This is a genomic window from Variovorax sp. (assembly GCF_035634955.1).
Lineage (GTDB): Bacteria > Pseudomonadota > Gammaproteobacteria > Burkholderiales > Burkholderiaceae_C > Variovorax.
In genome coordinates, this window is record NZ_DASQBZ010000021.1 from 71,065 (window position 1) to 91,020 (window position 19,956).

General features: G+C 69.1%; 19 protein-coding genes. 7 read left to right on the forward strand and 12 right to left on the reverse strand.

Annotated elements, in window-relative coordinates; all coding sequences use genetic code 11:
* Positions 1–52: 52 nt before the first annotated feature.
* The 4 genes from VES41_RS11110 to VES41_RS11125 are packed head-to-tail and all read left to right on the forward strand — an operon-like array spanning position 53 to position 5,286.
* Positions 53–964 carry an alpha/beta hydrolase gene (locus VES41_RS11110; protein WP_324816587.1) on the forward strand — a complete coding sequence of 304 codons (912 nt, stop codon included), beginning with the start codon at positions 53–55 and terminating at the stop codon, positions 962–964.
* A 37-nt stretch (positions 965–1,001) separates the two neighbouring features.
* Positions 1,002–1,973 carry a tRNA (adenosine(37)-N6)-dimethylallyltransferase MiaA gene (miaA, locus tag VES41_RS11115; protein ID WP_324816589.1) on the forward strand — a complete coding sequence of 324 codons (972 nt, stop codon included), beginning with the start codon at positions 1,002–1,004 and terminating at the stop codon, positions 1,971–1,973.
* Positions 1,974–1,984: 11 nt separating this feature from the next.
* Positions 1,985–2,692 carry an ABC transporter ATP-binding protein gene (locus VES41_RS11120; RefSeq protein ID WP_414719109.1) on the forward strand — a complete coding sequence of 236 codons (708 nt, stop codon included), beginning with the start codon at positions 1,985–1,987 and terminating at the stop codon, positions 2,690–2,692.
* Positions 2,693–2,712: 20 nt separating this feature from the next.
* Entirely contained in the window at positions 2,713–5,286 is a 2,574-nt protein-coding gene (locus VES41_RS11125; protein WP_324816593.1) for an ABC transporter permease, read from the forward strand.
* Between the two features lie 26 nt (positions 5,287–5,312).
* Here the strand turns inward: VES41_RS11125 and VES41_RS11130 are convergent, their stop codons facing one another.
* Positions 5,313–5,510, reverse strand: coding sequence for a hypothetical protein (locus tag VES41_RS11130; RefSeq protein WP_324816595.1), 198 nt, complete (start codon positions 5,508–5,510; stop codon positions 5,313–5,315).
* A gap of 163 nt (positions 5,511–5,673) precedes the next feature.
* Here VES41_RS11130 and VES41_RS11135 point away from each other — a divergent pair, with 163 nt between their 5' ends.
* Together VES41_RS11135 and VES41_RS11140 are read left to right on the forward strand one after the other, a co-directional pair.
* The gene (locus tag VES41_RS11135) at positions 5,674–5,961 is read left to right on the forward strand and encodes a hypothetical protein (protein ID WP_324816596.1); all 288 of its coding nucleotides are present in this window, start codon (positions 5,674–5,676) and stop codon (positions 5,959–5,961) included.
* Positions 5,912–7,036: a lipocalin-like domain-containing protein gene (locus tag VES41_RS11140; protein ID WP_414719097.1), complete on the forward strand. Its 1,125-nt coding sequence runs from the start codon at positions 5,912–5,914 to the stop codon at positions 7,034–7,036. The genes VES41_RS11135 and VES41_RS11140 overlap by 50 nt, the downstream gene beginning before the upstream one ends.
* A 6-nt stretch (positions 7,037–7,042) precedes the next feature.
* On the opposite strand, the gene VES41_RS11145 is transcribed toward VES41_RS11140, so the two are convergent.
* From VES41_RS11145 to VES41_RS11190, 10 genes are all read right to left on the reverse strand, one after another.
* The gene (locus VES41_RS11145; protein WP_324816598.1) at positions 7,043–7,384 is read right to left on the reverse strand and encodes a thioredoxin family protein; all 342 of its coding nucleotides are present in this window, start codon (positions 7,382–7,384) and stop codon (positions 7,043–7,045) included.
* A 123-nt stretch (positions 7,385–7,507) separates the two neighbouring features.
* A complete protein-coding gene (locus VES41_RS11150) occupies positions 7,508–8,494 on the reverse strand; it encodes a branched-chain amino acid ABC transporter permease (protein WP_324816599.1) in 987 nt (328 codons plus the stop codon).
* A gap of 16 nt (positions 8,495–8,510) precedes the next feature.
* Positions 8,511–9,386 carry a branched-chain amino acid ABC transporter permease gene (locus VES41_RS11155; protein WP_324816600.1) on the reverse strand — a complete coding sequence of 292 codons (876 nt, stop codon included), beginning with the start codon at positions 9,384–9,386 and terminating at the stop codon, positions 8,511–8,513.
* 120 nt (positions 9,387–9,506) lie between these two features.
* Positions 9,507–10,703, reverse strand: coding sequence for an ABC transporter substrate-binding protein (locus tag VES41_RS11160; RefSeq protein WP_324816601.1), 1,197 nt, complete (start codon positions 10,701–10,703; stop codon positions 9,507–9,509).
* Between the two features lie 92 nt (positions 10,704–10,795).
* The gene (locus tag VES41_RS11165; RefSeq protein WP_324816602.1) at positions 10,796–11,506 is read right to left on the reverse strand and encodes an ABC transporter ATP-binding protein; all 711 of its coding nucleotides are present in this window, start codon (positions 11,504–11,506) and stop codon (positions 10,796–10,798) included.
* A 1-nt stretch (position 11,507) separates the two neighbouring features.
* On the reverse strand, positions 11,508–12,278 hold the full coding sequence (locus VES41_RS11170) for an ABC transporter ATP-binding protein (protein ID WP_324816604.1): 771 nt from the start codon (positions 12,276–12,278) through the stop codon (positions 11,508–11,510).
* Between the two features lie 226 nt (positions 12,279–12,504).
* Positions 12,505–14,073 carry a DHA2 family efflux MFS transporter permease subunit gene (locus VES41_RS11175; RefSeq protein WP_324816606.1) on the reverse strand — a complete coding sequence of 523 codons (1,569 nt, stop codon included), beginning with the start codon at positions 14,071–14,073 and terminating at the stop codon, positions 12,505–12,507.
* Positions 14,074–14,094: 21 nt separating this feature from the next.
* Positions 14,095–15,441: an HlyD family efflux transporter periplasmic adaptor subunit gene (locus VES41_RS11180; RefSeq protein ID WP_324816607.1), complete on the reverse strand. Its 1,347-nt coding sequence runs from the start codon at positions 15,439–15,441 to the stop codon at positions 14,095–14,097.
* Between the two features lie 39 nt (positions 15,442–15,480).
* Entirely contained in the window at positions 15,481–17,022 is a 1,542-nt protein-coding gene (locus VES41_RS11185; protein WP_324816608.1) for an efflux transporter outer membrane subunit, read from the reverse strand.
* On the reverse strand, positions 17,019–17,555 hold the full coding sequence (locus VES41_RS11190) for a MarR family winged helix-turn-helix transcriptional regulator (protein ID WP_324816609.1): 537 nt from the start codon (positions 17,553–17,555) through the stop codon (positions 17,019–17,021). The genes VES41_RS11185 and VES41_RS11190 overlap by 4 nt, the downstream gene beginning before the upstream one ends.
* A 77-nt stretch (positions 17,556–17,632) precedes the next feature.
* Here VES41_RS11190 and VES41_RS11195 point away from each other — a divergent pair, with 77 nt between their 5' ends.
* On the forward strand, positions 17,633–19,441 hold the full coding sequence (locus tag VES41_RS11195) for an ABC transporter transmembrane domain-containing protein (protein WP_324816610.1): 1,809 nt from the start codon (positions 17,633–17,635) through the stop codon (positions 19,439–19,441).
* Positions 19,442–19,510: 69 nt separating this feature from the next.
* Here the strand turns inward: VES41_RS11195 and VES41_RS11200 are convergent, their stop codons facing one another.
* The gene (locus VES41_RS11200; protein WP_324816611.1) at positions 19,511–19,954 is read right to left on the reverse strand and encodes a DUF1178 family protein; all 444 of its coding nucleotides are present in this window, start codon (positions 19,952–19,954) and stop codon (positions 19,511–19,513) included.
* Positions 19,955–19,956: the final 2 nt, after the last annotated feature.

Genomic DNA, 19,956 nt, shown 5'->3' on the forward strand with positions numbered 1-19,956 from the left:
GTGTCGGACTTTCGTCCTACACGTAAGCTCTGTCCGCGCCATCCTCCCTCGCATGAAACGCTGGTCCCTTGTCGCACTGTCCGTCCTGCTGTCCGCCGCGCTGGCGGGCGGCTGCTCGTCGCTGGATTCGCACCAGCGCGAGTGGATCTTTCAGCCGAGCGACCGCAGCTGGGGCAATTCTGCCGACCTGGCCTCGGACATGGACGAGGTCTGGATCGACTACACGCCGCAGCGTGGCGGCGCATCCGTCAGGCTGCATGGGTTGTGGCTCGGCGGCAAGGCACCGCAGTCGCCCGCCACGCCGGTGCTGCTGTACCTGCATGGCGCGCGCTACAACGTGGCCGGCTCGGCGCCGCGCATGCAGCGCATGCATGAGCTGGGCTTCGCGGTGCTGGCGGTGGACTACCGGGGCTTCGGCAAGAGTACCAACGAACTTCCCTCGGAAGCCTCCGCGGCCGAGGACGCGCTGGCCGCCTGGCGCTGGCTGGCGACGCACCACCCCAACCAGCAGCGCTACATCTTCGGCCATTCGCTGGGCGGCGCCATCGGCATCGAGCTGGCCTCGCGGGTGAACGACGAAAGCGGCACCATCGTTGAAGGCACGTTCAGTTCCATCGCCGATGTCGTCAGCACGTTCAAGTGGGGCTGGCTGCCGTTCCGCCCGCTCATCACCCAGCCGTTCGACTCGGTGGCGCGGGTCAAGCAGATCGGCTCGCCGCTGCTCGTGGTGCACGGGTCGCTCGACAGCCTGATTCGCCCCGAGCTCGGCCGCAAGCTCTACGAGGCCGCCGCCGCGCCCAAGTTGTTCGTGCTGGTGCAAGGCGGCTCGCACTTCACGACCAACTCGGTCGGTCACGAGCAATACCGCGACGCCCTCGCCCAGTTGTTCCAGCTCAGCCCGAACCCCGGCCAGGCCGTTCCCGCCCCGGTCCAGGCGCGGGCGCCGGCCCGCTTGCCCGGCTGAGCAGGAGGCTCTTGCCCGCTTTGTTAATCTCGGGCGGATGTCTTCCCGCCCTGTTCCCGCCGCATCCTGGCTCGGCATCGCCGGCCCCACTGCCAGCGGCAAGACGGCAGCGGCGCTGGCCCTGGCAAGGGTGTTGCCGGTGGAGATCGTCAGTGTCGACTCGGCGCTGGTCTACCGCGGAATGGACATCGGCACGGCCAAGCCGAGCGCCGCCGAATTGGCGCAGGTGCCGCACCACCTGATCGACATCCGCGAGCCGACCGAGGCCTACAACGCCGGCGCCTTCGTGCGCGACGCCACGCGCCTGATGGGCGAGATCCGCGACCGCGGCCGCCTGCCGCTGCTGGTGGGCGGGACCATGCTCTACTTCAATGCGCTGGTCCACGGCATCGACGAGATGCCGCAGGCCACCCCCGAGCTGCGCAAGCGCATCGAGCGCGATGCGGCCGAACTCGGCTGGCCGGCGCTGCACCGGCGCCTTGCCGACGTCGACGCCGCCACCGCCGCCCGACTTTCGCCCAACGACAGCCAGCGCATCCAGCGCGCGCTGGAGGTATGGCATGCCAGCGGGCGGCCGTTGTCGAGCTTTCATTCCACGAAGGCGCCGGACGCCGCGCAGGCCGCGCCGATTGCGCTGATCTCGCTGGAAGCGGCCGAGCGGTCGTGGCTTCACGAACGGATCGCAATGCGCTTCGACGCCATGCTCGCGGCCGGACTGATGGACGAGGTGCGCCGCCTGCGTGCGCGCGGCGACCTGCATGCCGGCCTGCCCTCGATGCGCTGCGTCGGCTACCGGCAGGCATGGGAGGCGCTGGAAGGCGACTGGCCGGCGCAGGAGCTGCGCGAACGCGGCATTGCCGCCACGCGCCAGCTGGCCAAGCGGCAGATCACGTGGCTGCGCTCGATGGCGCAGCGACATGTCGTCGAGGCCAGCGCGCCGGATGCACAGGACCAGGTGCTTGCGCAAGCACTCGCCTGGCTGCGCCAAGGAAGGTTGCAGTCGCCATGAAGGCCGACCCGATGCGCGATCACGACCCGGGCGCCGCGGCCGGCCCGGCCGCGGCGGCGACGAATGCGCGCGGCCTCGCGGTGCGCGACCTCGCCAAGCGCTACGGCGATGCCGCGGTGTTCCAGAACGTGTCGCTCGACGTGGCGCCGGGCGAGTTCGTCGCCATCGTCGGCGAATCCGGCGTGGGCAAGTCCACCCTGCTCAACTGCATGGCGGGCCTGGACCACTGGGACGCCGGGCGCATCACGCACGACGGCACCGACCTGGGCACGCTCGACGCGCGCCAGCGTGCGCTGTGGCGCCGGCAGACGGTGGGCTTCGTGTTCCAGGCCTTCCATGTCCTGCCGCACCTGGACGTGGCGCAGAACGTGGCGCTGCCGCTGCTGCTCCTGGGCCGGCCGGACCCGGCGCGCGTGGCCGCGATGCTCGAGGCCGTGGGTCTCGACGGCACCGGCGCGCGGCTGCCGCAGCAGCTGAGCGGCGGGCAACTCCAGCGCGTGGCCATCGCGCGGGCGCTGGTGCACCGCCCGGCGCTGCTGCTGGCCGACGAGCCGACCGGCAACCTCGACCCCGCCACCGCCGCGCGGGTGATGGAACTGCTGGCCGGCCAGACGCGCGCGCATGGCGCCGCCCTGGTGCTGGTGACGCACTCCGAAGCCGCCGCGGCGCGTGCCGACCGCGTGCTGCACCTGCGCGCCGCCGGCATCGAGCGCGCCTGAGCACGCCAGGCGCACCGGCCATGCTCGCGCTGCTCAGGACCTTCTCATGGCGCGAACTGCGTCACCATCCCTGGCGCAGCAGCGCCGCGGTGATCGCCGTGATGCTGGGCGTTGCCCTGGCCTTCTCGGTGCAACTCATCAATGCTTCGGCGCTGGACGAGTTCGCCGGCGCTGTGCGCTCGGTCAACGGCCAGCCCGACCTGGAACTGCGCGCGGCGCAGGGCACGTTCGACGAGCAATTGTTCGCGCGCGTGGCGTCGCGGCCGGAGGTGGCGCTGGCCAGCCCGGTGCTCGAAGCCCAGGTGCAACTGCTGCACGACGGCGTGCGCAAGCCGCTGCGGCTGATCGGCATCGATGCACTGGCGGTGGGCCGCGTCGCGCCGGGCCTGATGCCGCAGTTGTCCGCCGGCGCCGACCGAATGGCGGTGCTGTCTCCGGGCCAAGTGTTCCTCAACGCCGCCGCGCGCGAGATCGTCGGTGCGCAGGCCGCACGGATCGAGGTCGAGGCCGGCGGGCGTCAGCATGTGCTGGCCATCGCCGGCGACGTGACCGCCGGCGGCGCTGCCCTGGCGGTGCTCGACATCGGCGCGGCGCAGGACCTGCTCGCCACGTGGGGGCGACTCGGCCGCATCGACCTGCGCCTGCGACCCGGCACCGATCGCGCCACTTTCGTGCGCTCGCTCGAGAGCCAGGCCGACTGGCCGCCGGGCATGAGCGTCGCAGAGCCGGGCGATTCCGCTGAACGCGTGAGCAACCTGTCGCGCGCCTATCGCGTCAACCTGACGGTGCTGGCCCTGGTGGCACTGTTCACCGCCGCCTTCCTGGTGTTCTCGGTGCTGGCCCTGAGCGTGGCCAAGCGGGCGCAGCAGTTCGCGCTGCTGGGCGTGCTCGGCCTCACGCCGCGCGAGCGACTGCAACTGGTGCTGCTCGAATCGGGCGTGCTCGGCGCCGCCGGCAGCTTGGCCGGGCTCGCCCTGGGCACGGCATTGGCCGCGCTCGCGCTGCGCCTGCTTGCCGGCGACCTTGGCGGCGGCTACTTCCCCGGCGTCCGGCCGACGCTGCACTTCAGCGCGCCGGCGGCCCTGGCGTATGGGCTGCTCGGCCTGCTGGCGGCACTGGTGGGCGGCTGGTGGCCGGCGCGCGCGGCACAGGCGCTGCCCGAGGCGCAGACGCTCAAGGGCCTGGGCGCGACGCAGGCGGCTGCGGGGTCGCGGCTGTCGCGCTGGCTCGGGCTGCTGCTGATGATCGCCGGCGGCCTGCTTGCGCTGGCGCCGCCGGTCGCCGGTGTCCCCGTGGCCGCCTACCTTGCCGTGGGCCTGCTGCTGGTCGGCGGCATCGCAACGCTGCCGGTGTTGATCCAGGTGCTGTACGACCGGCTGGCGCCCAGGATTGCCGGTCATCTGCTGCCGATGCTCGCGCTGGAGCGCGCGCGCCGCATGCGCGGCACCGCCGCGGTGGCGGTCAGCGGCGTGGTCGCCAGTCTGAGCCTGGCCGTGGCGTTGACGGTGATGGTGGCGAGCTTTCGCGATTCCGTGGCGCATTGGCTCGACGCGGTGCTGCCGGCGCAGTTGTATGTCCGCGCGGCCGGCAGCGGCGCCAGCGCCTCCGGGTCACTGGACGCGGCGGCCTTCGACCCGGCCTTCGTGCAGGCCGTGGCCGGTTTGCCCGGTGTGGCCCGCACCGGCACTCTCAGAACACGCTCGCTGCTGCTCGACAGCACGCGTCCGGCAGTGACCCTGATCGCGCGCACGTTCGACGGCGACGCGGCCGGCACGCTGCCGCTGGTGGGCAGCGCGCGGCCTGTACCACCGGGGGCCATCGGCATCTATGTCAGCGAGGCCATGGTCGAGTTGTACGCCGCGCGGCCCGGGCACGAGTTCGCGCCACTCGCGCGTGCCTTCGCGCCGGCCGACGGGGGACCGCCGCCGCGCTTCTTCGTCGCCGGTGTCTGGCGTGACTACGTGCGGCAGTTCGGCGCCATCACGCTGGAGGCGCGCGACTTCGAAAGGCTCACCGGCGAACACGCCGTCAGCGACATTGCCGTGTGGCTTGCCGACGGCGCTTCGGAAGCGAGCGCGATCGCCGCATTGCGCGCGCTGGCGGCCCGTCGCCTCGGCAGTGCGGAGGCCATCGAACTGAGCGCGGCCGGCGCCATCCGTGCGAGTTCGCTGCGCATCTTCGACCGCAGCTTCGCCGTCACCTACTGGCTGCAGGCCGTGGCCATCGGCATCGGGCTGTTCGGCATCGCGGCCAGCTTCAGCGCGCAGGTGCTCGCGCGCAGGCGCGAGTTCGGGCTGCTGGCCCACCTGGGCTTCACCCGCGCGCAAGTGCTCGGCGTGGTGGCCGGCGAAGGCGCGGCGTGGACGGCCGTGGGCGCACTCGCCGGGCTGGCGCTCGGCCTGGCGGTCTCGCTCGTGCTGGTGTACGTGGTCAATCCACAGAGCTTTCACTGGACCATGGATCTTGCCGTTCCCTGGCTTCGCCTGGCCGCGCTGTGCGCTGCCGTGGTGATGGCCGGCACGCTGTCGGCCTGGCTGTCGGGCCGCGCCGCGGCCGGCAGCGATGCGGTGCTCGCAGTGAAAGAAGATTGGTAGGAAGGCTGCGGCGCCCTCCGTGCGCGTCAGCTTGCGACCGGAGCCTTGGCAGACTTCTTGGCAGCGGCGTGCTTCTTGCCGCTCTTGTGCGATGCGTGCTTGGTGGTCTTGCTCTTCGAAGCGGTGTGCGAGGACTTGGCGGGCTGTGCCGGGGCTTGTGCAAAGGAGGCGCCTGCGGCAAGTGCGAATGCGGCGGCGACGAGGGAGATGAGAATGCGCTTCATGGGATGAGGTGGGGTGTGGGGTTGAGAAAACCGGCAACCGTTGAAGTGAGGCCGGTCACTATGCTCAACGCCTTTGCACGCCTGCGGATGACCGCGCGGCAAGATAAATTTTCGCGACTGCGCTGCGCGCCGGGCACGCTCGGCACTGGAGGACAATGACGTCATGAAGTCTCATCGAATCACTCCAGGGTGCTTGCGCACGGCAGGTGCCGCGCTGGCATTGCTGGGCGCCAGCCTGCTTGCGGCCTGCGCGACGGGCAACAATGCACCCGCCGCTTCAGCCGGCGCGCGCGTCGGCGCGGATCGCGACTCGCACGGCTGCATGGCTTCGGCCGGCTACCAGTGGTGCGAACACGCCGGGCGTTGCGAACGCCCCTGGGAACTCGCCAGGAAGGAAGGCTTTGCCACCGAGAATTTCAACGCCTACTGCAGCGCCGCGCCGCGGCAGTGAAGCCCGGCGGCGCCTGCTGCTGGCACTCGCAGGCACCAGCGTCCTGCAGGCGTTGCCCGTTGCGCGTGCACAGGAAACGCCCCGGCCGGCGACGGCACTGGCGTTCCCGCGCGACTTCGGCAGTCATCCCGAGTTCGGCACGGAGTGGTGGTACATCACCGGCTATGCGTCGAACGCGCAAGGCGCCTTCGGCTTTCAACTGACTTTCTTTCGCTCGCGCGTGCAGGCCACGCAGTCGCTGCGCTCGGCGTTCGCGGCACGCCAGCTGATCTTTGCGCATGCCGCCGTCACCGACCTGCAGGCGCGCAGGCAGTCGCACGACCAGCGCATCGCACGCGCGGGCATGGGTGTCGCTTCCGCCAGCGAAGGCGACACCGACGTTCAACTGCGCGACTGGCGGCTCAACCGCGATCCGGCCAGCGGCCGCTACGCGGCGCGGCTCCCGGCCGAAGGCTTCGCATTGGCGCTGGACTTCGCCCCCACGCAGCCGCCGCTGCTGCAAGGCGAGGCGGGACATTCGCGCAAGGGGCCCCAGCCGCAGGCCTTCAGCAACTACTACAGCGAACCGCAACTCGCCGCGAGTGGCCGCCTGCAGATCGATGGCCGCGAATTCGCCGTGCAGGGGCGCGCCTGGCTCGACCACGAGTGGAGCGACGGCTACCTGCCGCCGGGCGCCGTGGGCTGGGACTGGATCGGCATGAACCTCGATGACGGCAGCGCGCTGATGGCCTTCGTCATGCGCGACCGCGGCGGTGCGGCGCTTTGGGCAGGCGGCAGCTTTCGCAGCGCGGCCGGGCAGCGGCGGGCGTTCGGCCCGGACGAGGTCCGGTTCGAGCCTGTGCGCCGCTGGCAGAGCCCGGCCACGCAGGCGCAGTATCCGGTCGAATGGTCGGTCCTGACGCCGGCCGGGCGCTTCGCCGTGCGCGCGCTGCTCGACGATCAGGAGCTCGACAGCAGAGGCTCCACCGGCACGGTCTATTGGGAAGGCCTGTGCGACCTGCTCGACGCGCAGGGCCGGCGTGTCGGGCGCGGGTACCTGGAGATGACGGGCTACGTGCAGGCGTTGCGGATGTAGGCGGGCTCAGGCGGCCGGCGGCTGCGCCGACGCGGCCATGCGCGCCGTCGCGCCGGCGATGTCGTCCGGGGCATTCGGCCGCACGACGCGCGCGACTTCCACGCCGTCCTGCAGGAACACGAGCGTCGGCCACAGCCGCACGCGAAACGAACGGCCGAGCGGCCTGCCCGGTCCGTCCTCGACCTTGATCCGGTCGATGTTGCGCCCCTGCAGCGCCTGTTCGATCAGCGGCTGCGCGCCCTGGCAGATCGGGCACCAGTTGGCACCGAACTCCAGCACGGTGTTTCCCCGGCGCGCATCCACGTCGGCCCGCGTCAGGTCCACGTTGGCGTATTCGGCAGAACTCATTTTTTCTACTCCGTTCATGGCTGCGCCAAGCGTAGCCCGGTTCCGGTTATCGCCGCGGGCCCGCGCGGGCGCGGTAGGCCGGGAGCCAGCGTGCGTGTCGTCGCGCGGCGCGGGCGCCGCCCCTCAGCCGCCGCGCGTGCGGCGCCTTTCGAAGAAGGCGATGGCCTCGCCCATGATGCCGCGCCTGAACGCCAGCACGCACACCACGAAGATCAGGCCGGTGACGATGGTGACCGACTCGCCCAGCGTGCGGAACCAGGCGACATGAGTCAGCGACGCCATCAGTTCGCCGAAGTCGCCGACCTTGTTCTCCACCAGCACGACCACTGCCGAGCCCACCAGCGGCCCGGACAATGTACCGAGACCTCCGACCAGCGTCATCAGGATCACGCTGCCGGAGGTGGACCAGTACACGTCCGACAACGTGGCGAAGCCAAGCACCAGGGCCTTGAGCGAACCCGCCAGCCCAGCGATGGCCGCCGACAGCACGAAGGCCAGCAGCTTGAAACGGTTGACGTCGTAGCCCAGGGAGACCGCGCGCGGCTCGTTTTCCTTGATGCCCTTGAGCACCTGGCCGAAGGGCGAATGCACGGTGCGCGCGATGAGCAGGAACGCCGCCACGGCGATGACCAGCGTGACGTAGTACAGCGTCAGGTCGTCGCGCAGGTCGAGCAGTCCGAAGAGCTTTCCGCGCGGGATGCCCTGCAAGCCGTCTTCGCCATGGGTGAAGGGTGCCTGCAGGGCGATGAAATAGACGAGTTGGGCCAGCGCCAGCGTGATCATGGCGAAATAGATGCCCTGGCGGCGAATGGCCAGCCAGCCGAAGACCAGCCCCAGCAGCGCACCGACGGCGGTACCCATGACCAGGCCGAGCTCCGGCGAGAGGCCCCACACCTTCATCGAATGCCCGGCCGCATAGGCGGCGCCGCCGAAGAAGGCCGCATGGCCGAAGGACAGGAGGCCCGTATAGCCCAGCAACAGGTTGAAGGCCGATGCGAAGAGCGCGAAGCACATCAGCTTCATCACGAACACCGGGTAGAAGCCGATGAACGGGGCAGCCAGCAGCGCAAGCAGCAGCAGTGCGTAGAGTGCGAGGGATAGCTTCTTCATGAATCTTGTCTCGCGCTCACTTGTCGGCGCCGAACAGGCCGGCCGGGCGCAGCAGCAGCACCACGACCATGAACAGGAACACGACCGTGGACGAAGCCTCGGGATAGAACACCTTGGTCAGCCCTTCGATGATGCCCAGGCCCAACCCGGTCAGGATGGCGCCCATGATCGAACCCATGCCGCCGATCACCACCACGGCGAAGACGACGATGATCAGGTTCTGGCCCATCAGCGGCGACACCTGGATCACCGGGGCGGCCAGCACGCCGGCGAAGGCCGCCAATGCGACACCGAAGCCGTAGGTCAGTGTGACCATCAGCGGCACGTTGACGCCGAAGGCCTCCACCAGCCGCGGGTTCTCGGTGCCCGCGCGCAGGTAGGCGCCCAGGCGGGTCTTCTCGATCGCCCACCAGGTGGCGAAGCACACGACCAGGGACGCCACGACGACCCAGGCACGGTAGTTCGGCAGGAACATGAAGCCCAGGTTGGTGGCGCCGCGCAATTGCTCCGGCGCGCTGTAGGCCAGGCCCGAGACACCGTAGACCGAACGGAAGCCGCCCTCCAGCAGCAGCGTGATGCCGAGCGTGAGCAGCAGCCCGTAGAGGTGGTCGAGCTTGTAGATCCAGCGAAGCAGCGCGCGTTCGACCAGCATCCCGAACAAGCCGACCAGGATTGGCGCGGCGATCAGCATCACCCAGTAGCTGACGCCAAAATAGGTCATCGCCATCCAGGTTGCGATGGCGCCCATCATGAAGAACGCGCCATGCGCGAAGTTGATGACGTTGAGCAGGCCGAAGATCACCGCCAGCCCGAGGCTGAGGATCGCGTAGAACGACCCGTTGACCAGCCCCAGCAGGAGCTGGCTGAGCAAGGCGGGCATGGATATGTTCATGGGTGCGCAGGCAAAGCAGTCTTGTCGTTCGGCGGGGCGCCGCCGCAGGCCCTTGCGGGCGCTGCGGCAGCCGCCGCGCGGGAAGGCCGGCCGCCGGAAGGCGGCCCTTTCATCGTTACGCTACTTCCACAGCGCGCACTTGCTTTCTTCCTTGGTCGTGTAGACCTGGTCGCCGGGGATGGTCTTGATCACCTTCAGCAGGTCCCACGGGCCCTTGGACTCGCTGGGCTTCTTGGCCTCGACCAGCAGCATGTCGTGCACCATACGGCCGTCCTGGCGGATCGTGCCCTTGGCGTAGAAGTCGTTGATCGGCGTCTTCTTGAGCTGGGCCATCACCTTGTCGGAATCGGTCGTGCCGGCGGCCTTCACGGCGTTCAGGTAGGCCATGGTCGCGGAATAGTCGGCCGCCTGGATGTCGGTCGGCTTGTTGCCCGTCTTGGCTTCGTAGCGCGCAGCCCACTTGCGCGTCTCGTCGTTGAGGTCCCAGTACCAGCTGGTGGTGTGCAGCAGGCCCTGCGTAGCCTGCAGGCCCAGGCTCTTGACGTCGGTCAGGAACACCAGCAGGCCGGCGAGCTTCATGCTCTTGTCGATGCCGAATTCCTTGGCCGCCTTGATCGAGTTGACGGTGTCACCACCGGCGTTGGCCAGGCCCAGCACCTGCGCGCCCGAGCTCTGCGCCTGCAGCAGGAAGGACGAGAAGTCCGAAGCGTTGAGCGGCGCACGCACGCTGCCCTTGACCTCGCCGCCCTTGGCCTTGATCACCTTGGTGGTGTCCGCCTCGAGCGCGTAGCCGAAGGCATAGTCGGCCGTCAGGAAGAACCAGCTCTTGCCGCCCGTCTCGACCACCGCCGCGCCGGTGCCCTTGGCCAGCGCCACCGTGTCGTAAGCGTAGTGCACGATGTACGGGCTGCACTGCTCGTTGGTCAGCGCCGAGGTCGCGGTGCCGTTGGTGAAGAACACGCGCTTCTTCTCCGAGGCCACCTTGGCGACGGCCAGGCCGACGCTCGAGGTCGAGCCGTGGAAGATCATGGTGGCGCCGGCGGTGTCGATCCACTCGCGCGCTTTCGATGCGCCGATGTCCGCCTTGTTCTGGTGGTCGGCGGTCAGCAACTCGATCGGCTGGCCCAGGGCCTTGCCGCCGAAGTCGTCGATGGCCATCTGGATGGCCGTCGCGCCGCCCTTGCCTTCGAGGTCGGCGTACAGGCCGGACATGTCGGTCTCGAAGCCGATCACGACCTTCTCCTGCGCCTGCACGGCGTGGCTGGCCATTCCGAGGGCGCCCAGGACAAGGACCAGGGCTTTGAGATTGCGCTTCATGTGGAGTCTCCTCTGTGATGGATGGGGAAGCGGTTGATGAATCTTTGGAACGCACCGCACCGGCGCATCTGCTTGTTGAATGGACTTGCCGCCTAGACGCCGAGCAACTCGCGCAGCACCGGCATCTTGGCCTCGAGTTCACGGGCGCCGAACGTCTCCACCATGCGGCCGTGCTCCATGACGTAGAAGCGATCGGCCAGGGGCGCGGCGAAGCGGAAGTTCTGCTCGACCATGACGACGGTGTAGCCCTTGGCCCGCAGCGTATGGATCATGCGCGCCAGCGCCTGGACGATCACGGGCGCCAGGCCTTCGGAGATTTCGTCGAGCAGCAGCAGGCGCGCGCCCGTGCGCAGGATGCGCGCCACCGCGAGCATCTGCTGCTCCCCGCCGGACAGGCGCGTGCCCGGGCTGTGGCGGCGTTCCGACAGGTTGGGGAACATCTCGTAGATCTCCGGCACCGACATGCCCTGCCCCGCACCCTTGAGTGCCGGCGGCAGCAGCAGGTTCTCCTCGGCCGACAGGCTGGCGAAGATGCCGCGCTCCTCCGGACAGTAGCCCACGCCCTGGTGGGCGATGCGGTGCGTCGGCATCGCGATCGTCTCGACGCCGTTGATCTGGATGTGGCCCTTGCGGCTGCCGGTCAGGCCCAAGATGGCGCGCAGCGTGCTGGTCCGCCCGGCGCCGTTGCGGCCCAGCAGCGTGACCACCTCTCCCGGCTGGACGACCATGTCGACGCCATGCAGCACATGCGACTCGCCATACCAGGCGTGCAGGTCGCGGATCTCGAGTGCGGGCGCTGCCATTTCAGTGGGCTCCCTCGAGTTGGCCTTCAGTGGTGCCCATGTAGGCTTCCATCACCCGCGGATCGGCCGAGACCTGCGCGTAGCTGCCTTCGGCCAGCACCGCGCCGCGCTGCAGCACCGAAATGGTGTCCGCGATGTCCGCCACCACGCTCATGTTGTGCTCGACCATCAGGATGGTGCGCCCGGCCGAGACGCGCTTGATCAGGTCCGCCACGCGGTGCACGTCCTCGTGGCCCATGCCCTGCGTCGGCTCGTCCAGCAGCATGAGCTCGGGCTCCATGGCCAGCGTGGTGGCGATCTCGAGCGCGCGCTTGCGGCCATAGGGCAGGTTCACGGTCACTTCTTGTGCCGCATCTTCCAGGCCCACCTGCGCCAGGAGTTCCAGCGCGCGTGCGTTGAGCGGCGTGAGCGTCTTCTCGCTCTTCCAGAAATGGAAGGCAGTGCCCAGCCGCCGTTGCAGGCCCAGGCGCACGTTCTCGAGCACCGTCAGGTGCGGGAACACCGCCGATATCTGGAATGAACGGATGATGCCGCGCCGCGCGATCTGCGCCGGCCGCTCGCGCGTGATGTCCTGCCCGTTGAACAGGATCGTGCCCGAGGTCGGCTCGAGGAACTTGGTCAGCAGATTGAAGCAGGTGGTCTTGCCCGCCCCGTTCGGCCCGATGAGCGCGTGAATGGCACCGCGCTCCACCTTCAGATCCACCCGGCTGACGGCAGTGAAGCCCTTGAATTCCTTGGTGAGCTGGCGCGTCTCGAGAATGATGTCACTCATCTCGTGGGCGCGCCTTGAAGAATGCGGGAGGCTGGAAGGTGGTTCATGCGTTCCGCCGGCGCGCAGAGGGCGCGACGGCGGAATGCATTGTTGTGGCGTGTTGTTGCACTTTCCTATCGGGGCAAATGCGGATGCTGCGCTGCAACGGCGCAACCTGTGCATTTCCCGCGACACCTGCGCCGCCCGGCTCTGTCATCCGGACGACAGTTGCCTCGGCCGGAAGGCGTCAGTGCGCGCCGGCCGCCGCGTCGCTCGCCCCTGCACCACGCTGCGGACGCGACAGCCACACCAGCGGGATCAGGAACAGGAACAGCACCGCCGACGCGTAGAAGATGTCGGTGGTCGCCAGCATGAACGACTGCTGGGTCACCAGCTGGTTGACCTGCGCCAGCGCCTGCCCGGAGTCGAGACCGGCGCTGCCGAGGCCGGCCAATGCACTGCTGGTCGCGTGGCTGCCGTGGGTGACCGACTCCACCAGTTGCGCGTGGTGCAGCGTTGCGCGGTCTTCCCACAGCGTCGTAGTGATCGACGTTCCCATCGCGCCGCCGGTGATGCGCAGGAAGTTCGACAGGCCGGAGGCCGCCGGGATGCGGTCGGGCGACAGGCCCGACAGCGTGATGGTCACCAGCGGGATGAAGAAGAACGCCATGGCCACGCCCTGCACCAATGTGGGGATCATGATGGTCATGAAGTCGGCCTGCGTGTTGAAGCGCGAGCGCATCCACAGCACCAGCGCGAACACCAGGAACGAGAAGGTCGCGTAGCGCCGGGCGTCGACCTTGCCCACCGTCATGCCGACGATGGGCGACAGCACGATCGCCAGCAGCCCCACCGGCGCCATCGCCATGCCGGCCTGGGTGGCGGTGTAACCCATGAACTGCTGCAGCCAAAGCGGCAGCAGCACCACGTTGCCGAAGAACAGGCCGTAGGCGATGGCAGTGGCCACCGCGCCGGTCCAGAAATTACGACGCTTGAACAGCGACAGGTCGACGACCGGGTGCTTGTCCGTCAGCTCCCAGATCAGGAAGAACAGGAAGCACACCACCGCCACCACCGCCAGGGCGACGATCTGGGTGGAATGGAACCAGTCGAGTTCCTTGCCCTTGTCGAGCATCAGTTGCAGCGAGCCCACCCACAGCACCAGCAGGGACAGCCCGATGGTGTCGATCGGCACGCGCCGGGTCGGGCTTTCGCGGGTACGGTAGATCGCCAGGGTGGCGATGGCCGCCAGGATGCCGACGGGGATGTTGATGTAGAAGATCCAGGGCCAGGAGACGTTGTCGGTGATCCAGCCGCCCAGCAGCGGCCCCATCACCGGCGCGACCAGCGTCGTCATGGACCACAGCGCCATGGCCATGCCGGCCTTGGCGCGTGGATAGCTCGACAGCAGCAGCGTCTGCGACAGCGGGATCATCGGCCCGGCCACGAAGCCCTGCAGCGCCCGGAAGGCGATCAACGAGGTCATGTTGGGCGCCAGGCCGCACAGCCACGACGTGATCACGAACAGCAGGATGCTGGCCACGAACAGGCGGACCTGGCCGAAGCGCTGCGTCATGAAGCCGGTCAGCGGCACGGCGATGGCGTTGGCCACCGCGAAGCTGGTGATGACCCAGGTGCCCTGCGTCGCGCTGACGCCCAGGTCGCCCGAGATGGCGGGAAGCGACACGTTCGCGATCGACGAGTCGAGCACGTTCATGAAGGTGGCGGCCGACAGGGCCACCGTGCCCCACACGCGCGCCGAACCTTCCAGCGGCGGCGGCGGGACGTAGGCGTTGACGTTGGCGGGAGAAGACATCGACTCTGGCGTGCGATTCGATCAGGACGGGTTGACTTCGCCCGGGTGCGCGGAGGTGCCATGCAGCGGCGATGCGCCGTGCGCCTTGCCGCGCGCGGGCGCGCTCTCGCTCTTGTTGGACGCCGCGCCGGGCGCGGCGGCGGCCTTCGCCGGGTTGTCGCCCAGGTTGGCGGCGATGATGCGGGCCACCTCGGCGTCGGCGCCCTGGTCGGCGTTGGCGTAGACGTCCGTCTGCGTCGCACTGGCGGCGCGCGGCGTCTCGGCCAGCATGGTGCCGCTCTTGTCGGTCACGTCGACCTCGACGTCCATCGACAGACCCACGCGCAGCGGGTCGGCCTTCAGGTCCTTGTTGTCCAGCTCGATGCGCACGGGCACGCGCTGCACCACCTTGATCCAGTTGCCGGTCGCGTTCTGCGCCGGCAGCAGCGCGAAGGCCGAGCCGGTGCCCACGCCGAGGCCGGCCACGTGACCGGTGTACTCGACCTTGCCGCCGTACATGTCGGCGGTGAGCTTGACCGGCTGGCCGATGCGGATGTTGCGCAGCTGCACTTCCTTGAAGTTCGCGTCCACCCACACCTGGTTGAGCGGCACCACCGACATCATGGGTGTGCCGGCGGCCACGCGCTGGCCGAGCTGGACGGTGCGCTTGGCCACGTAGCCGTCGACCGGGGCCACGATGTTCACGCGCTGGGTGGCCAGGTAGGCCTCGCGCACCTTGGCGGCGGCGGCGAGCACGCCCGGGTGCTCGGCCACGCTGGTGCCTTCGGTGAGCGACTTGTTGCTCGCAAGCTGCTCGCGCGCCACGGTGACGCCGGCCTGAGCCGCCGCCAGGGCGCTCTTGGCGTTGGCGAGCGCCGTCTCGGCGTGGTTGAGTTCTTCCTTCGACACCGCGCCGTTGCCCGACAGGGCCTTGCGGCGCTTGAGGTCATCCTCGGCCCGCGCGATGTCGGACCTGGCCTTGACGATGTCCGATTCGCGCAGCGCGACCTGCGCCGCCAGCGAGCCGTTGTTCATATAGAGCGTGCGCGTCTGGCGCACCGTCTGGGCCAGTGCTGCCTCGGCCTGTTCCAGCGACACCTTCGCGTCTGCAGGGTCGAGCTTGATCAGCGTCTGGCCCGACTTGACGTAGTCGGTCTCGTTGGCGCCGATGCTCATCACCGTGCCGGCGATCTGCGGCGTGATCTGCACCACATTGCCCTGGACGTAGGCGTTGTCCGTGGTCTCGTAGTGGCTGGCCACCAGCCACTCGTACGCGCCCCAGCCTGCGCCGGCCAGGACCACGACGGCGGCGAGCGCCGTCAGCGCCTTGCGGCGCTTGCCATTGCCCGCGGGTTCGGCGGCGGGCGCTCCGGATTGGGAGTCGGTCATGATGCTTTTCTTCCTGTGATTCGTTTCGGGCTGATCCGATCAGCGCTGCAAGGGGGTGGCGGAGGTGTTGGCGGCCTGAGGCGAGGTTTGCGCCTGCGCGGTGTCGCCGGGCTGCGGCCGGTAGCCGCCGCCCAGTGCCTGCGCCAGGCCCACCTGCGTGGTCAGGGCGCGGGCGGCCAGGTCGACCTGGTCGCGGCGCTGCGCCAGCACGCTGTTCTCGGCCGTCAGCACGTCCAGATAGGTGCCCAGGCCGGCGCGATAGCGCTGCACGGCGAGGTCGTAGGCGCCTTCGGCGGCCTCCTGGCCCAGGCGCTGCTGTTCCTGCTGGCGCACCACCGACTTGACCGAGACGACCTGGTCGGAGACGTCGCGCACGGCATCCAGCACGGTACCGTTGTAGCTCTCGATGGCCGCGTCCAGGTCGGCGTCCTTGCCGCGCAGGTTGGCGCGCAGCTTGCCGCCTTCGAAGATCGGCAGGCGCACCGCCGGGCCGAAGCTCCACATCAGGCTCGAGACATTGAGCAGCTTGTCCACGCCCAGCGCCTGGTAGCCGACCGAGCCGACAAGGTCGATGTTGGGATAGAACAGCTTCTTGGCGTAGCTCGCGTCCTGGGTGGCGGCCTCGACGCGCCAGCGTGCAGCCACGACGTCGGCGCGGTGCCCGAGCAGGTCAGCCGGGATGTGCGCAGGCAGGGCAGGCGCGCTGAACTTGTCAAGCTGGGGCGCCTGCAGCTTCGCCGTGGCACCGGGCTGGGCCACCAGCGCGTCCAGCGCGTGGTGCGCAATGGCGATCTGCTCGTCCAGGGCCTCGATGCGCTGGCGAGCCTCGGGCAGGCCGGCCTCGCTCTGGCGCAGCTCCAGCCGCGTATCCAGACCGGCGCTGACGCGGTCCTGCACCAGCTTGAGGTTTTCCTCGCGCTGTGCAAGGGTGCGGCGTGCCACCGTCTGCAGTGCCTCCAGGCGCGCCCACCCGATGTAGGTCTGGGTGACGCGCGCGGACAGCAGGATGCGCGCGGCGGCTTCCTCGGCCTGTGCGGCATTGCTCGCGCCGACGGCAGCGGCCACGGCCGCACGGTTCTTGCCGAAGAAGTCCAGCTCCCAGCCGGCGTCGAGCGTGAGCGAGCCGCTGTTGATGACCGCGCCGGCAAGCGGCTCGGGCACGGTGTAGTTCTCGCTGAATTTCTGGCGTGTCATGCCCAGGTTGGCATTGACCTGGGGCAGACTGGCCGAATGGGCGACGTCGATCGCGGACTGCGCCTTCGCCAGCCGGGCCCGGGCCACGCCCAGATCGGGATTGCCCTGCACGGCCTGGTCGATCAGCGCATCGAGTTGCGGGTCGCCGAAGGCGCGCCACCACTGGGCATCGATCTCGGCGCTGGCGATGTCGCTCACGCGGGAGGCGCCCGCTGCGGCGGACGAAGGATCCTGCAGGCCGACCGAGGCGGCGTCGCGCATCTTGGCCTGCGAGTCGATGCCGGACATGTCGGCGCAGCCCGCCAGAGCGGCCACGGCCAGCGCCAGCGAAGCGGCGAGCACCGTCATGCGGCGGCGCCCGGGTTCCGAATACGTGTCGAAGTTCATTCTTGCTTATCTCCACGGGCGTTGATCGCCTGCGCGTTCGCCAGCATGCGGCGCAGGTAGCCCTTCAGTTGCTGCCATTCCTCGACGGTGAACCCCGCCAGGTACTCGTTCTGCACACGCGACAGGAAGCGCGGCACTTCTTCGGCCGCATGGCGTCCCTCGTCCGTCAGCTCGATGTTGACCACCCGGCGGTCGGACACCGACCGCACGCGGCGGCACAGGCCCTTGGCCTCGAGGCGGTCGAGCAGGCGGGTCATGGCGCCGGCGTCCAGCCCGCATTCGCGCGCCAGTTCGGCCACCGTGCTGGCGTCGCCGACATGAAGCTTGTGCAGCGGCACCCACTGCGGGTACGTCGGGCGGCCAGGTTCGCAGATGGTCAGCTCGACCGTCTGCGACAGGGCCGAAAGGATGCGCTTCATCATGTAACCGATGCTTTCATCAGCGCGGTAGTTTTCCGCGGTGTAGAAATCGATCGGCTTCAGAGCGGCGCCATCCGGCGGTGAGGTGTCTTGCGGGTTGTTCCCATCAGTCATGACCCGTATATTAGTTGCCTCGGCAGTTATTGTCAAGGCCGTCTTTGTGGCGGCATCCGTTGGTTAAAATGCCGGCGATGGCCGCCATTGCTCCTGTGACTTCCTCTTCCCCGGCCCGCGAACGCGCTGGCAAGGGCTCCTCCCGCGCCCTGTCCGGGCTCTTCCCCTTCCTGCGGCCCTATCGCCTGCAGATCGGCCTGGCCTGCCTATTCCTGGTGCTGGCGGCGGTCACGACGCTGGTGTTTCCCATCGCGCTTCGGGGCCTGATCGACGGCGGCCTCGTCAGCGGCGACCGTGGCACCCAGGTGATGGCACTGGGCAACCACTTTCTCGAACTGTTCGCGGTGGCTGTCGCCCTCGGCCTGTTTTCGGCTGCACGCTTCTTCACGGTCAGCTGGCTGGGCGAGCGGGTCACCGCGGACCTGCGCAATGCGGTCTACGCCCACGTCCTGCGGCAAAGCCCGGCCTTCTTCGAGACCACGCAGACTGGCGAGGTGCTCTCTCGCATCACCACCGACACCACACTGGTCCAGACGGTGGTGGGTTCTTCCCTCAGCATGGGGCTGCGCAACGCGGTGATGGGCGTGGGGGCCCTCACCATGCTCGTCTGGACGAACCCTCTGGTCATGATGCAGGTGCTGCTGATCCTCGTCCTGATCGTGGTGCCGACCATGTGGTTCGGTCGCCGGGTGCGGCGACTGTCGCGCGCCAGCCAGGACCGTGTGGCAGACGCCAGCGCCATCGCCGCCGAGGTTCTCAATGCGATTCCGGTGGTGCAGAGCTATACCGCCGAGGCCCGCGAAGCGCAGCGTTTCCAGGCCTCGACCCGCAGCGCATTCGGCACCGCGGTCCGGCGAGCCAAGGCGCGTGCGGTGCTGGTGGCGTTCGTGATCATCGCCACCTCGGCATCGCTGCTGTGGGGCCTCTACCAGGGCACGCAGGCGGTGCTGCATGGCGACATCACCGCCGGGCACCTGGGGCAGACGGTGGTCTACGTGATCATCCTGGCCAGTTCCGCAGCCGTACTGGGCGAAGTCTATGGCGACCTGTTGCGCGCCGCCGGCGCCACTGAACGGCTGATGGAATTGCTGCATGCGCAGTCGGACATCCGTTCGCCGGCCCATCCGCGCGCACTGCCTGCGGGCAGCGGCGGCAGCGCGCTGGCGTTCGAGGGCGTGACGTTCCACTACCCTTCCCGCCCCGAAACGGCGGCATTGCGAGATTTCAGCCTGGAGGTGCGTGCCGGCGAGACGGTCGCACTGGTCGGGTCGAGCGGGGCCGGCAAGAGCACCGTGCTCCAGTTGCTGCTGCGCTACTACGACCCGCAGCAAGGCGGTATCCGCATCAACGGCGTGCCGCTGGACGCACTGGCCCTGCAGGACCTGCGCGAGCACATCGGCCTGGTGCCGCAGGACGCGGTGATCTTCTCGGCCAGCGCGCTGGAAAACATCCGGTACGGGCGCCCGGAAGCGACCGACGAGGAAGTGCACGCCGCCGCGCGGGCCGCCTTTGCCGACGAGTTCCTGCGGGCGCTGCCCGAGGGCTACGACACCTTCCTGGGCGAGCGCGGGGTGCGCCTGTCAGGCGGGCAGCGCCAGCGCATCGCCATCGCGCGGGCGATCCTCAAGAACGCGCCGCTGCTGCTGCTCGACGAGGCCACCAGCGCACTCGACGCGCAAAGCGAACGGATGGTGCAGGCCGCCCTTGAGTCGGCCATGAAGGATCGCACCACCCTGGTCATCGCGCATCGGCTGGCGACCGTACAGAAGGCCGACCGGATCGTCGTGCTGGACCATGGCGGCATCGTCGAACAAGGCACGCATGCCGAGCTGGTGGCACAACGGGGCGTGTACGCGCGCCTGGCCGCATTGCAGTTCAGCGTCTGAGCGCGCGCGGCGCCGGTCACCGGCATCTCGGCGGCACGACCGGCACCGGCAGAGCCTCGCGGCCGAAGCCTATTGAAGGGTTTCCTTGAGGGCTTTCGGCAAGGCGATCTGCATGACGGCGATGCCCTCGTCGGCCAACGCCTCGGATTCCTCCCGCGATGCCTGGCCGCGAATGCCGCGCTCTGGCGCCTCGCCGTGATGGATGCGCCGCGCCTCGCTGGCGAAGCGCTCGCCGACGTCCTCGGTCGTGGCCATGAGTTCGCGCATGGCATTCATCCAGCGCGCCTGCAACTGCGTCTGGACGTCGCCCTCGGACGCCTGAGCGGGCGCGGCGTCGGGCCGGGCCGCCCCGAGGTTCAGGCGCGGCGCCGACAGTTGCTTGGCGATGGACTTGTCGCCGCACAGCGGGCACTCGACCAGGCCGCGCCCCTGCTGTTCGTCGAACGCCTCGTTCGATGCGAACCAGCCCTCGAAGGCATGGCCGTGCGAGCACTTGAGGTTGAGAACCTTCATGG